This is a genomic window from Mesorhizobium sp. WSM4871, from assembly GCF_055811295.1.
Window position 1 is genome coordinate 120,133 of sequence record NZ_JBVVPU010000001.1, and the last position, 12,612, is coordinate 132,744.

A 12,612-nucleotide genomic window follows, 5' to 3' on the forward strand; every position below is an offset into this window, starting at 1 on the left:
GCAACCATCAACTTGCCTTGACCCTGCCAAAACCCTGCCGCATGGTCCGCGCCCGAACGCGATGGCTACCCGGAGATCCTTGTTGAGCCAACATCTTATGCTGCCGCTGGCCGCCCTGCCCTTCCCCAATATCGACCCGGTCATTGTCCAGATCGGGCCGTTGGCGGTGCATTGGTATGGCGTCGGCTACATCGTCGGCATTCTCTTTGCCTGGTGGTATGCCAAGCGGCTCGTCACCGACAAAAGGCTCTGGCCCGACGGCACCTTGCCGATGAAGCCCGAGGATCTCGACGACTTCATCGTCTGGGCGGCCATTGGCGTGGTGCTGGGCGGACGCACCGGCTACGTGCTGTTTTACGATCTGCCGCGCTACATTGCGCACCCGCTGGATATCTTTGCCGTCTGGCAGGGCGGCATGTCGTTTCACGGCGGCCTGCTCGGCGTCATTCTCGCCATGACGTTGTTCTCCTGGTCGCGCGGCATCCGCGCATGGTCGCTGTTCGACGTGGTGGCGGCCGGCGTCCCTGTCGGCCTCGGCCTTGTCCGCGTCGCAAATTTCATCAACTCCGAACTGTGGGGCAGGCCGACCGACGTGCCCTGGGCCGTCGAATTCCCCAATGGCGGCCCATTTTCGCGCCATCCGAGCCAGCTCTACGAGGCGCTGCTTGAAGGCCTGGTGCTGTTCCTGGTCCTGCGCGTCCTCACCCATTCCAGGCTCAAGCTGAAGACGCCGCGCTTCGTCGGCGGCGCCTTCATTTGCGGCTACGGTCTGTCGCGCATCTTCGTTGAATTCTTCCGCGAGCCCGATCAGCAGCTCGGCTATCTCCTCGGTACCAACTGGCTGACCATGGGCATGGTGCTGTCGCTACCGATGGTCCTTGCCGGCATCTGGGCTATGGCCACCGCTAAACCGGTGACACAGCCACAACCGGCATGACGCGGCTTAAAACCCGCATCGCCGAGCTGATCGATGCGGTAGGCCCCATTCCCGTCAGCGAATACATGGCGCTTTGCCTGTTCGACCCCGAGGACGGTTACTACACGACGCGCGAGCCTTTCGGCGCCGCCGGCGACTTCGTCACCGCACCGGAGATCAGCCAGATGTTCGGCGAGCTGGTCGCCATCTGGCTCTACGAGGCCTGGCGGGCGACGGGCCGGCCGCTGCCGGTCACCATCGCCGAGATCGGCCCCGGCCGTGGCACGCTGATGAAAGACATGCTGCGCACCTTTTCGCGGCTCGACGCGACGCTGACCGCCGGCGCCTCCTTCGCCATGATCGAGACCAGCCCACGGCTGACGGGAATCCAGCGGCAGACGCTTGCCGGCACATCGGTCACGATCGATTGGCATGAAACCATCGACACGCTGCCGCGGACCCCGCTTCTCATCGTCGGCAACGAATTGTTCGACGCGGTGCCCATCCGCCAGTTCGTTCGCGCCGGCGCGGACTGGCGCGAACGGGTGATCGGGCTCGACGACGCCGGCGGGTTGCGTTTTTTCGCCGGCGCCAGTTCGGTCGATCCGACGCTGCTGCCGGACGATGCCGAAGAGGCCCCGCAAGGCGCGATCGCCGAGATCGCGCCGGCCCGCACCGCCTTGATGGCGACCATCTCCGAGCGCATATCCAGCCGTGGCGGCGCCGGGCTATTCCCTGACTATGGCCATCTCCGGCCAGGGATTGGCGACACCTTGCAGGCCCTGCGCCGGCACGATCACGAAGATGTGCTGGCCAATCCCGGCGAGGCCGATCTTACCTCCCATGTCGATTTCGCCGCCCTCGCCGCCATTGTCCGGGCGCATGGCCTTGATGCCTATCTCGCCACGCAAGGCGAATTCCTGGTGAGGATGGGGCTTCTCGAACGCGCCGGCCGGCTCGGCGCCAATGCCGATGAGGCGGCCCGCGAAAAGATCGCGGGCGAGGTCGAACGCCTCGCCGGGCCGCAAGCCATGGGCGAACTCTTCAAGGTGATGGCCATCCTTCCCGCCGGCGTCGCGGTTCCACCATTTCCACCGGCGGATTGACTTTTCACTGTCTCGTCTCCCACTCTCCCGACGGTTGCCCTTCTTTTGACTGCCGCTTGACGAAATCGCCCGCACGGACAACAACGCCCGCATGTTGAATCAGACCAAACCGGATCCTGTTCGGTCGCCCTCGCTGGAAAAGGCGCGGGCGCAAGGCATTCGCCACGGCTATTTCACACGCATCGGCGGCGTCTCCAGCGGTATCTATCAAGGTCTTAACATCGGCACCGGCTCGAGCGACGACCAGACGCTGGTAGCCGAGAACCGTCGCCGCGTCGCTGACTGGATGGGCGTGCCCGCCAGCCATCTTTCGACCGCCCACCAGGTCCACTCGCCCGATGTCGTCGTCGCCCGGGAGCCCTTTTCCGGCGAGCGGCCAAGGGCCGACGCCCTTGTCACCGACCGGCCGGGTATCGCCATCGGCGCCTCGACCGCCGATTGCGGACCGGTCCTGTTCGCCGATGCCGAGGCGCGCATCATCGGCGCCGCGCACGCTGGCTGGAAGGGCGCCTTCACGGGCGTGCTGGAAAACACCATTGCCGCGATGGAAGGCCTCGGCGCCCGGCGCGAGCGCATCGTTGCGGTTCTCGGCCCTTCCATCGGCCCCTTGAATTACGAAGTTGGACCGGAATTCATCGCCCGCTTCATCGAGGCCGATGCCGGCAATGCCGGCTATTTCGCGCCCTCGGCGAAATCGGGACATGCAATGTTCGACCTCAATCGCTACACGGTCGATCGGCTCGCCAAGGCCGGCGTGATCGCCGAGGGGCTCGACCGCTGCACCTATGGCGAGGAGGATCTGTTCTATTCCTACCGGCGCACCACGCATCGCAAGGAACCGGATTACGGGCGACAGATTTCAGCAATTGTTTTGGAGAAAGAGTAATGGCGTTGCATTTCGAACGCTCGGAATTTGACGCGCGGCGCGACCGGCTGATGATCGAACTCGCCGAGAAGAAGCTCGACGCCGTCCTGTTGTTCGCGCAGGAGAGCATGTACTGGCTGACCGGCTACGACACGTTCGGTTTCTGCTTCTTCCAGTGCCTGGTGGTGAAGGCCGACGGTTCGATGGTCCTGCTCACCCGCTCGGCCGATCTGCGCCAGGCGCGCCACACCTCCATCATCGACAATATCGTGCTGTGGACGGATCGCGACGGCGCCAATCCGGCGATCGACCTGCGCAATCTGCTCAACGATCTCGACCTGCTCGGCGCCCGCATCGGCGTCGAATACGACACCCACGGCCTGACGGCCTACAATGGCCGGCGCCTCGACGAGCAATTGCAAACCTTTGGCCAGATCGCCGACGCGTCGGGCATCGTCAGCCGGCTGCGCCTGTTCAAGAGCCCGGCCGAAATCGCCAAGGCGGAGAAGGCGGCAAATCTCGCCGACGACGCGCTGGATGCTGCCTTGCCGCTGATCAAGCAGGGCGGCGACGAAGCCTTGATCCTTGCCGCAATGCAGGGCGCTGTCTTCACCGGCGGCGGTGATTATCCGGCCAACGAGTTCATCATCGGCTCCGGCGTGGACGCGCTGCTTTGCCGCTACAAGGCAGGACGCCGCAAACTGACCAAGAACGACCAGTTGACGCTCGAATGGGCCGGCGTCTTCCACCACTACCATGCCCCGATGATGCGCACCGTGCTGACCGGCAAGGCGTCGAAGCGTCACCAGGAGCTTTTCGATGCCGCGCGCGCGGCACTTTTAGCCGTCGAAAAGGCGATGACGCCGGGAAATATCTTCGGCGACGTGTTCGACGCCCATGCGCGCACGCTGGAAGCCCACAACCTGACCAAGCACAGGCTGAACGCCTGCGGCTATTCGGTCGGCGCCCGCTTCACCCCGTCCTGGATGGACATGCCGATGTTTTATCAGGGCAATCCCGAACCGATCGCCCCCAACATGACGCTGTTCGCCCACATGATCATCATGGATTCGGAAACGGAGACCGCGATGACGCTTGGCCGCACCTATCTGACCACTGAATCGCAGCCGAAGCCGCTGTCCCGCCATGATCTCGACTTGATCGTGCGGTGAATCCATAATGCATAATGGGGGCGGTCATCGGAGTTTCAGGCAAATGAGACGATCGCATGTGACGACCGTGTCATTGCTCGCGGCGCTGGCGCTGGCCGCGTGCACCAATGCCAAGGACGTTCTCGAGCCCTCGGCCATCGCTCCGCAATCGACACAGTCCGTGGCCGGAGCCGGCACGACGCCCGCTGCAACTGCCGCGCAGTCTTCCGCAACGGCACAGCCCCCTGCGCCAGCCGCCTCGGCGCAAGCCGCGGCATCGGCCGTACCGTCCGCCAAGAGCGCCTCCGCCATCGCGCGGACCCGGCTGCAGGTGGCGCCGATCGTCGGCGCTTCGGTGGAGGCGGCGACGCCGCTGACCGCTGAGCTCCAGACGCGCGCCAAGCAACGCGGCATCACGCTTGCCGGCAGCACCGACCAGGCCGCCACCCACGTGCTGAAGGGCTATTTCTCGACAATGTCGGAAGGCAAGGACACCACCGTCATCTATGTCTGGGACGTCTATGACCCCTCGGGAAACCGGCTGCACCGCATCAACGGCCAGCAGAAGGCGCCCTCCGCCAGCGGCGCCGAAGGCTGGGCGGCGGTCGCGCCGGCGACCATGCAGTCGATCGCCGACCAGACGATCGACCAGTTCGCCGCTTGGCTTGGCGGGCAAGCGGGCTGACGGGGTGCCGGCTTTGACGGCTGTAGACGTTTATTGAGATTAGCCGGCGGATTCCCGATCACGACGCTTGCAATACCGGCACGGGCCGCTAAAAGCCCGACTAAGAGGCTCAAGCGAGTCTGTCAGGGTCTCTCCATCCTTCGCCAGGAACGGTGCATGAAGCTCTTCGCGGGCAATTCCAACAGGGTGCTGGCCGAAGGGGTCGCCCGCTATCTCAACATTCCCCTGGGCAAGGCCAGCGTCAGACGCTTCGCCGATCAGGAAATCTTCGTCGAGATCCAGGAGAATGTGCGTGGCGAGGATGTCTTCATCCTGCAGTCCACCTCGTTCCCGACCAACGATCACCTGATGGAATTGCTCATCATGATCGATGCCTTCATGCGTTCCTCGGCCAAGCGCATCACGGCGGTCATTCCCTATTTCGGCTATGCCAGGCAGGACCGCCGCGCCTCCGGCCGCACGCCGATCTCGGCCAAGCTGGTCGCCAACATGATCACCCGGGCGGGCGTCGATCGCGTGTTGACGCTCGACCTCCATGCCGGTCAGATCCAGGGCTTTTTCGACATCCCGACCGACAATCTGTTCTCCGTGCCGGTCATGGCCCGCGACGTGAAGGCGAAATACAAGCAGCTTGGCAATGTCGTCGTCGTTTCGCCCGACATCGGCGGCGTGGTGCGGGCCCGCGCGTTGGCCAAGCGCTTCGACGCGCAACTCGCCATCGTCGACAAGCGCCGCGAACGTCCCGGCGAATCCGAAGTCATGAACATCATCGGCGCGGTTGCCGGCAAGGATTGCCTGTTGATCGACGACATCGTCGATTCCGGCGGCACGCTGTGCAATGCCGCCGATGCGCTGCTGGCCAATGGCGCTACCAGCGTCACCGCCTACATCACCCATGGCGTGTTGTCGGGCGGCGCCGTTGCCCGCATCAGCGGCTCGAAGCTGCAGGAACTGGTCATCACCGATTCCATCCAGCCGACGCAAGGCGTGCTCGACGCCCCCAACATCCGCGTCATCTCCATCGCCGACCTGATGGGCGAGGCGATCTCGCGCACCGCGACCGAGGAATCGGTATCGAGCCTGTTCGACTAATGCATGTCGCGCAAAAGTGTGTAGCGGTTTTGCGATGACGACATGCATGAAAACAAGAACTTAAAGCGCGTCGCATGAATCCGTTCAAGCGCGACGCGCTTTAAGCCGCCGCGCTCCTGCTCGGACCGCTTAGTCGCTTCATGCCTTCTCCGGCATCACGCGCGCCGCGCATATAGCCGCGCGGTGAGGCCCCCAGCATGCGCTTGAACATGGTGATGAAGGCCGGCACGCTGTCATAGCCGAGATCGAGCGCCACCCTGGTGATCGGCTCCCCATCGGCCAGCCGCGGCAATGCCGCGAACAGGCAGGCCTGCTGGCGCCAGGTCGACAGCGACAGCCCGGTCTGGCGGTGGAAGGCGCGGGTAAACGAGCGCCGGCTCATGCCGACGGCATCGGCCCATTCGTCGATCGTCGCATGCGGCGAAGGTGCCGCAACAAAGCGCCGGCACAGAGCCGCAAGCCTTGGATCCGAAGGAAAAGGCAGGCCGAGCGGCCGTTCCGGCAGGTTCGGGATCTCATGCAGCAACAGGTTCATGATCAGCCCGCCGCGCCCCTCCAGCTCGGCGCCTTGCGGCAGCTTTTCCGATTCCACGATCAGGCTGTGCATCAGGGCGGTGATGCCGACGACCCGCAAGCCGTCCGGCAATCCGGCAATGGCATCTGGCATGACATAGACCGAGCGCATGCTGACATCGCCCAGCATCTCGACGGAATGCTCGATGCCGGCGGGGATCCACATCGCGTGGTCGGGTGGCACCATCCAGCGCCCATGCCGCGTCGTCACCAGCACGACGCCGATAAGCGCATGCAGCAGCTGGCTGCGGCTATGGCGGTGCTGGGGCACGTGATAGCCGTCGGGATATTCGGTCGGCAGCGCCACCGCCGGCCCGACGGCCTCTTCCAGCCACTGCCAGCGGGACTGGTGCAGACGTCCGAGTTCGGCGACGTCACCTCTAGAAATTTCCCTGCCATGTGGCATTGGATGTGGCCCACTTGCGAAGCTATTGGACCAAACCACGAAAGAAGTCGTTTGGCAACCGTCCTATAAGGCTGCCTGCGGTTCGCCGCCAGAAAGACCTCGGAGCATTGCCTTGACCGACACCACAGCCACCACCGCCGCTACGCCAGCGACGGGCAGCCATACTTCGGCGCAAGCGACGGCCTTCACCGTCATCCTTGCGGTGAGCTTCTGCCACTGCGTCAACGATATCATGCAGTCGCTGCTGTCGGCCATCTACCCGCTGCTGAAGGACAATTACGGCCTCGATTTCTGGCAGATCGGCCTGTTGACCTTCACCTTCCAGGTGACGGCCTCGCTGCTGCAACCGGTCATCGGCGCAATCACCGACAAGCGGCCGATGCCCTATTCGCTGCCCTATGGCATGGCGTCCTCGTTGATCGGCCTGATCGTGCTCGCCCATGCCGGGCACTATTGGCTGCTGCTGCTCGGCGCATCGCTGATCGGCATCGGTTCGGCGATCTTCCATCCGGAATCCTCGCGCATCGCCCGCTTCGCCTCAGGCGGACGCTTCGGCCTGGCGCAGTCGCTGTTTCAGGTCGGCGGCAATTTCGGCCAGGCCATGGGGCCGCTGCTGGCGGCCTTCATCGTCGTGCCTTTCGGTCAGACCAGCATATCCTGGTTCGCCGTCGGCTCGCTGATCGGCATCATCGTGCTCTGGCAGGTCGGCGGCTGGTATAGCCGGCTGCGCGCTTCGCTCGCCAACCGCAAGGCGGCAAGCTTCGTCTCGCCCTTCCCTCGCCGCAAAGTCATGTGGGCATTGGCGGTGCTGACGCTGCTGGTGCTGACCAAGAACGCCTACATCGCCAGCCTCTCCAGCTACTACACCTTCTACGCCATCCACAAATTCGGCGTTTCGGTGCAGATGTCGCAGGTCATGCTGTTCCTGTTCCTCGGCGCGTCGGCGCTGGGCATCCTGCTCGGCGGCCCGTTCGGCGACCGCTATGGACAGAAGGCGATGATCTGGTTCTCGATCGTCGGCGTGCTGCCCTTCACGCTGGCCCTGCCCTACGCCAATTTCGAATGGACGATGGTGCTGACGGTGCTGATTGGGCTGATCCTGTCCTCGGCCTTCTCCAACATCGTCGTCTTTGCCCAGGAACTGGTGCCCGGCCGCGTCGGCATGATCGCCGGCATCTTCTTCGGCTTCGCCTTCGGCATGGGCGGCATCGCCGCTGCGGTGCTCGGCGTCGTCGCCGACATGAAGGGCATCGATTTCGTCTTCCAGGTTTGCTCGTATTTGCCGCTCCTCGGCCTGCTGACGGTGTTCCTGCCCAACATGAAGGAAGCCAGGGAGGCGCAGGCGGCGACTGGCTAGAATCAGTTCATCTTCCGGAATTGATACGAGGGCGCGGCAGTTGCCGCGTCCTCGCCGATTCTTTCATCATACGCCGGGTGAAAAGCCTGTTATGAGATAGTCGTCAACGAAGGCTTGGGGCCTTCGACGTCTCTGGAGAATGATATGCGCAAGATCGTGTTGGCCGTCTTGGGTGTGCTTCTTGTTACCTTGCCGGCTACGGCACGCATCGTTCCTTTTCCACCGAGCTTCAAGACGCAGTCCGTCAAAACCAACGGCACCAGCCTCTATGTGCGCGTCGGCGGAAAGGGGCCGGCCGTTGTGCTGCTGCACGGCTTTGCCGATACCGGAGACATGTGGGGCGCGGCAGCGGCGGCACTTGCGAAGGACCATACCGTCATCGTGCCGGACCTGCGCGGCATGGGTCTGTCCGCCCACCCGGAAACGGGCTACACCAAGAAGAACCAGGCCGTCGACATTGCCGGCGTGATGGACGCGCTGAAGATCGACAAGGCCGATTTGGTCACGCACGACATCGGCAACATGGTCGGCTATGCGCTTGCCGCGCAATATCCCAAGCGCATCACCAAATGGGTCATAATCGATGCGCCGCTGCCCGGCATCGGCGACTGGGAAAAGATCAAGCAAAGCCCTCTGCTTTGGCACTTCAACTTCCGCGGTCCGGATATGGAGCGGCTGGTCGCGGGCCGTGAGCGCATCTATCTCGACCGCTTCTACAACGAATTGTCGGCCGACCCCAAGAAGATCGACGAGGCAACGCGCGAGCACTACGCCAAGCTCTATGCCCGCCCGCATGCGATGCATGACGCTTTCGAGCAGTTCAAGGCCTTTGACCAGGACGCGATCGACAACCAGGCGATGCTCGCCGCCGGCGGCAAACTGACCATGCCGGTGCTGGCAGTTGGCGGTGAAAAATCCGCCGGCACCACGCAGGCCGATATTCTGCGGCTTGTTGCGACCGATGTCGCGGGCGGCATCGTGCCCGACTCCGGTCACTGGATCATGGAGGAAAACCCCGACGCCACCGTCAAGCTGATCACCGGTTTTCTCGCCGAATAGGCACTGCCCCGCAGGCATTTCGATGAAAAGCATAAAGGCACCCGCCTGACGGCGGATGCCTCCGTCTATCCAAGTGGTCGATCTTAGGCCCTGAAGAAGGCCAGCAGGTCGGCATTGATGACATCGGCATGGGTGGTCGCCATGCCATGCGGGAAGCCCTTGTAGACCTTGAGCTCGCCCTTCTTGAGCAGCTTGACCGACAGCAGCGCCGAATCGGCGATCGGAACGATCTGGTCGTCGTCGCCATGCATGACCAGCACCGGCACGTCGATTGCCTTCAGGTCGTCGGTGAAGTCGGTTTCCGAGAACGCCTTGATGCAATCATAATGCGCCTTGGTGCCGCCCATCATGCCCTGGCGCCACCAATTCTCGACGACCGCCTGCGAGACTTCGGCGCCGGGACGGTTGAAGCCGTAGAACGGGCCGGCCGCGACATCATGGAAGAACTGCGCGCGGTTGGCGGCCTGGGCGGAGCGGAAGCCGTCGAACACCTCGATCGGCAGGCCGCCGGGATTGGCCGGCGTCTTCAGCATGATCGGCGGCACCGCGCCGATCAGCACCGCCTTGGCGACACGGCCGCCTGAACCGTACTTCGCGACATAGCGCGCCACTTCGCCGCCACCGGTCGAATGGCCGACATGGATGGCGTCCTTGAGATCGAGGTGCGCCGCAAGTTCTGCGACATCGGCGGCATAGGTGTCCATCTCGTTGCCGGTATCGGTCTGTGTCGAGCGGCCGTGGCCGCGGCGATCATGGGCAATGACACGGTAGCCTTTCGACAGGAAGAACAGCATCTGGGCGTCCCAGTCGTCGCTGCTCAGCGGCCAGCCGTGATGGAAGACGATGGGCTGGCCGCTTCCCCAATCCTTGTAGAAAATCTCGGTTCCGTCCTTGGTGGTGATCGTGCTGCTGCCGGGCTTGGTCATCTCAATCTCCATTGATTTTTCCCGCGATAATCAGTATCGCGATAACAATACGACTAGCGCAAACTGGAACCCTTGTCCACAAAAATATATATCGCGATATTATTTTTCGTGGTACATATTGGAATGCTCAGTCGGCAAAAGGAATGCATCGTGCCTCTTCCCTTGGACAATCAGCTCTGTTTTACGCTCTACGCCACCAGCATGGCGATCAATCGCACCTACAAGCCGATGCTGGACGAGATGGGGATCACCTATCCGCAATATCTCGTGCTGAATGCGCTGGGAGAGGCCGACGGCATGTCGGTCGGGGCGATCGCGCACAGGCTTGCGCTGGAATCGAGCACCATCACGCCACTGGTGAAGCGCATGGAACAGGCAGGGCTGGTCACCCGCCAGCGCAGCCAGACCGACGAGCGCCAGGTACAGGTCGACCTGACCGCCGCCGGGCGCGCGCTGCTTGTCCAGTGCAACTGTCTGAACGAGACCCTGATCGAGCGCTCGGGCATGACGCTGGCACAGATTGATGCCCTGAACAGACAGGTCCAGGCGTTGCGCGACGCCTTGAGCAGCAATTAGGATTAGCCCTGCCCGCAATGACGCCTGGCTCTAATCCTTGCCGGCCAGCCAGCGCACGATGTTGCCCATCAGCTTGCCGTAAAGCGGCCAGCCGAGAAATTCCTGCGATAGCCAGTGCGGGCCGATATCGGTCGCCCAAGCGACGGTGCGGCCGCGGCCCTGCTCACGAACTGCAAGCAGCGGCCAGTCTGTGCCCCGATAGTGGCAGGTCGCCAGAAGCTGGGACGAGCCGTCGCGCCTGAAATCCAGCTTGTTCATGCCGAGGATCGGCGGCAGCGGACCCGCGACACCGGCAAGGATCGGATGCGACGACAGCAGGATCGACGGCTGCAGGCCTTGCGGCACTTCCAACCCGTCCGAGAATGGCAGGCACCGCACGGGCAGCACGTCTTCGACAGGCGTGTCATGGAACCGTGCCGTCCCGAACATGCCCTGAAACCCCATATAGCCGCCGGCCAGCATCAGCCCACCGCCGCCTTCGACATAGGTTTTGAGCACCTCAAGGCGGTTGACGCCGATGCGCCCTGCGCGGGCCTCCGGTGTCACCAGCAAGGTCAGCGCACCGACATCGGAGATCACCACCGCCTGATATTCAGCAAGCGCATCGAGGTCATAGGGAAATTCGGCCACACAGCGATCGCCACCGATCTGCGTCACCGCGATGCCCTCGGCGGCGAGCGCGGCGTTGAAAGCCGTCGCCCCGTTCACCCACGCAGCACTTGTCAGCACGTCGCCGCCAGCAGCGACCGAAGTCGTCGCCGCGAAGGTTTCGCCTGCCAGCAAGAGTTTCATCGTCGCCTTCGCACTGTTCGATCCAAAAACAAGGTTGGAAGGCGGCGCCGGCAGGAACCGGCACCGCCCAAGTCTAAAGGATCAGAACTTGAATTCGGCCAAGTTTTCCGGCGTCACGATCTTGGCCGGGCCAAGGATCAGTTCGCCGCTGGCCCCTATCGTGTATTCGCCGAGCCTGCCTGCCGTGAACTTCTCACCTTCCTTGCCGGTGATCTTGCATTGCGCGAGCGCCTGGGCAGCCTGATAGGTAAGATAGCCAAGATCGGTGACGTTCCACCAGATATCCTGGGCAGCGCCGTCCTTGATGTATTTCGAGATCAAAGTGGCCGGGGCCAGGCCGGTCAGCTTGACCTTGCCGATCATGCCGGCTTCCTCGAGTGCACGGGCGGCTGCCGGCAGGCCAATGCCGGCCGGAACGATGATCACCTTGAGATCCGGAAACGCCTGCACCAGCGCCAATGCCTGCTGCTGGTTGATCTGTTCGCTCTCTTCGCCATAGGCGACCTGCACCAGCTTCATCTTGGCGAATTTCGGCTCGGCCGCCATTCTCGCCTTCATGAAGTCGATCCAGGCGTTCTGGTTGGTGGCCGTCGGCGTCGACGACAGAATCGCGAATTCGCCTTCACCGCCGCTGAGATTGAATGCACTTTCCAGCATCATTTCGGCGAGGCTGTCGCCCTTAACTTGATTCACGAATACCGCGCGGGCGTCGGCCGCCACATCGGAGTCATACGAGATCACCCGGACACCCTGCTGGACAGCACGCTTCAGCGCAGGCGCAACAGCATTGGCGTCGTTGCCGGCAATTGCGATGACCCCGACCTTCTGCGACACGAGGCTGTTGATGAATTCGATCTGTGCCTCGGCCGTCGCCTGCGATGGGGCGACCTGCGTAGCGGTGCCGCCAATTTCCTTTGCCGCCTCTTCGGCGCCGCCAAAAGCCACCTTGAAGTAGGGATCGGTATCGAGCTTCGGCAGGAAGCCAACCGTTACCGGTTCCTTGGCGCATTCCTGGCTGAAGGCGAGCGCGGTCGGCGCGAGCAGGACCGCGGATGCGAGCAGGGCTAGTCTAAACGCTTTCATTGTATACTCCTCCGTCAAAGAATTC

The 12,612-nt window shown here is 63.1% G+C and carries 13 protein-coding genes; 9 read left to right on the forward strand and 4 right to left on the reverse strand.

Annotation, left to right across the window (positions count from 1 at the left end):
* Positions 1–97: 97 nt before the first annotated feature.
* The 6 genes from lgt (at position 98) to AC0L2H_RS00675 (ending at position 5,815) form a co-directional block, all read left to right on the forward strand.
* Positions 98–937 carry a prolipoprotein diacylglyceryl transferase gene (lgt, locus tag AC0L2H_RS00650; RefSeq protein ID WP_473588859.1) on the forward strand — a complete coding sequence of 280 codons (840 nt, stop codon included), beginning with the start codon at positions 98–100 and terminating at the stop codon, positions 935–937.
* Positions 934–2,022, forward strand: a complete 1,089-nt coding sequence (locus tag AC0L2H_RS00655; RefSeq protein ID WP_473588386.1) for a class I SAM-dependent methyltransferase — start codon at positions 934–936, stop codon at positions 2,020–2,022. The genes lgt and AC0L2H_RS00655 overlap by 4 nt, the downstream gene beginning before the upstream one ends.
* A gap of 91 nt (positions 2,023–2,113) precedes the next feature.
* Positions 2,114–2,908, forward strand: a complete 795-nt coding sequence (pgeF, locus tag AC0L2H_RS00660) for a peptidoglycan editing factor PgeF (RefSeq protein ID WP_473588387.1) — start codon at positions 2,114–2,116, stop codon at positions 2,906–2,908.
* On the forward strand, positions 2,908–4,059 hold the full coding sequence (locus AC0L2H_RS00665) for a M24 family metallopeptidase (RefSeq protein WP_473588388.1): 1,152 nt from the start codon (positions 2,908–2,910) through the stop codon (positions 4,057–4,059). The genes pgeF and AC0L2H_RS00665 overlap by 1 nt, the downstream gene beginning before the upstream one ends.
* A 43-nt stretch (positions 4,060–4,102) precedes the next feature.
* Positions 4,103–4,723: a hypothetical protein gene (locus AC0L2H_RS00670; protein WP_473588389.1), complete on the forward strand. Its 621-nt coding sequence runs from the start codon at positions 4,103–4,105 to the stop codon at positions 4,721–4,723.
* 156 nt (positions 4,724–4,879) lie between these two features.
* Positions 4,880–5,815 carry a ribose-phosphate pyrophosphokinase gene (locus tag AC0L2H_RS00675; RefSeq protein ID WP_473588390.1) on the forward strand — a complete coding sequence of 312 codons (936 nt, stop codon included), beginning with the start codon at positions 4,880–4,882 and terminating at the stop codon, positions 5,813–5,815.
* A 100-nt stretch (positions 5,816–5,915) separates the two neighbouring features.
* Here AC0L2H_RS00675 and AC0L2H_RS00680 read toward each other — a convergent pair whose 3' ends face one another.
* On the reverse strand, positions 5,916–6,794 hold the full coding sequence (locus AC0L2H_RS00680; RefSeq protein WP_473588391.1) for an AraC family transcriptional regulator: 879 nt from the start codon (positions 6,792–6,794) through the stop codon (positions 5,916–5,918).
* Positions 6,795–6,906: 112 nt separating this feature from the next.
* Here AC0L2H_RS00680 and AC0L2H_RS00685 point away from each other — a divergent pair, with 112 nt between their 5' ends.
* Positions 6,907–8,151, forward strand: a complete 1,245-nt coding sequence (locus AC0L2H_RS00685; RefSeq protein ID WP_473588392.1) for an MFS transporter — start codon at positions 6,907–6,909, stop codon at positions 8,149–8,151.
* Positions 8,152–8,295: 144 nt separating this feature from the next.
* Entirely contained in the window at positions 8,296–9,210 is a 915-nt protein-coding gene (locus tag AC0L2H_RS00690; RefSeq protein WP_473588393.1) for an alpha/beta fold hydrolase, read from the forward strand.
* A gap of 83 nt (positions 9,211–9,293) precedes the next feature.
* Here the strand turns inward: AC0L2H_RS00690 and AC0L2H_RS00695 are convergent, their stop codons facing one another.
* The gene (locus AC0L2H_RS00695) at positions 9,294–10,136 is read right to left on the reverse strand and encodes an alpha/beta fold hydrolase (RefSeq protein ID WP_473588394.1); all 843 of its coding nucleotides are present in this window, start codon (positions 10,134–10,136) and stop codon (positions 9,294–9,296) included.
* 150 nt (positions 10,137–10,286) lie between these two features.
* Here AC0L2H_RS00695 and AC0L2H_RS00700 point away from each other — a divergent pair, with 150 nt between their 5' ends.
* On the forward strand, positions 10,287–10,712 hold the full coding sequence (locus AC0L2H_RS00700) for a MarR family winged helix-turn-helix transcriptional regulator (protein WP_473588395.1): 426 nt from the start codon (positions 10,287–10,289) through the stop codon (positions 10,710–10,712).
* A gap of 30 nt (positions 10,713–10,742) precedes the next feature.
* Here the strand turns inward: AC0L2H_RS00700 and AC0L2H_RS00705 are convergent, their stop codons facing one another.
* Both AC0L2H_RS00705 and AC0L2H_RS00710 read right to left on the reverse strand, forming a co-directional pair.
* On the reverse strand, positions 10,743–11,504 hold the full coding sequence (locus AC0L2H_RS00705) for a glutamine amidotransferase (RefSeq protein WP_473588396.1): 762 nt from the start codon (positions 11,502–11,504) through the stop codon (positions 10,743–10,745).
* A gap of 81 nt (positions 11,505–11,585) precedes the next feature.
* Positions 11,586–12,587, reverse strand: coding sequence for a rhamnose ABC transporter substrate-binding protein (locus AC0L2H_RS00710; RefSeq protein WP_473588397.1), 1,002 nt, complete (start codon positions 12,585–12,587; stop codon positions 11,586–11,588).
* Positions 12,588–12,612 lie beyond the last annotated feature (25 nt).

What these genes read in the sequence shown, in the direction of transcription:
- lgt (WP_473588859.1), top strand. Translation starts at nt 98, where the DNA reads ATGCTGCCGCTGGCCGCCCTGCCCTTCCCCAATATCGACCCGGTCATT.
- AC0L2H_RS00655 (WP_473588386.1), top strand. Translation starts at nt 934, where the DNA reads ATGACGCGGCTTAAAACCCGCATCGCCGAGCTGATCGATGCGGTAGGC.
- pgeF (WP_473588387.1), top strand. Translation starts at nt 2,114, where the DNA reads ATGTTGAATCAGACCAAACCGGATCCTGTTCGGTCGCCCTCGCTGGAA.
- AC0L2H_RS00665 (WP_473588388.1), top strand. Translation starts at nt 2,908, where the DNA reads ATGGCGTTGCATTTCGAACGCTCGGAATTTGACGCGCGGCGCGACCGG.
- AC0L2H_RS00670 (WP_473588389.1), top strand. Translation starts at nt 4,103, where the DNA reads ATGAGACGATCGCATGTGACGACCGTGTCATTGCTCGCGGCGCTGGCG.
- AC0L2H_RS00675 (WP_473588390.1), top strand. Translation starts at nt 4,880, where the DNA reads ATGAAGCTCTTCGCGGGCAATTCCAACAGGGTGCTGGCCGAAGGGGTC.
- AC0L2H_RS00680 (WP_473588391.1), bottom strand. Translation starts at nt 6,794, where the DNA reads ATGCCACATGGCAGGGAAATTTCTAGAGGTGACGTCGCCGAACTCGGA.
- AC0L2H_RS00690 (WP_473588393.1), top strand. Translation starts at nt 8,296, where the DNA reads ATGCGCAAGATCGTGTTGGCCGTCTTGGGTGTGCTTCTTGTTACCTTG.
- AC0L2H_RS00695 (WP_473588394.1), bottom strand. Translation starts at nt 10,136, where the DNA reads ATGACCAAGCCCGGCAGCAGCACGATCACCACCAAGGACGGAACCGAG.
- AC0L2H_RS00705 (WP_473588396.1), bottom strand. Translation starts at nt 11,504, where the DNA reads ATGAAACTCTTGCTGGCAGGCGAAACCTTCGCGGCGACGACTTCGGTC.
- AC0L2H_RS00710 (WP_473588397.1), bottom strand. Translation starts at nt 12,587, where the DNA reads ATGAAAGCGTTTAGACTAGCCCTGCTCGCATCCGCGGTCCTGCTCGCG.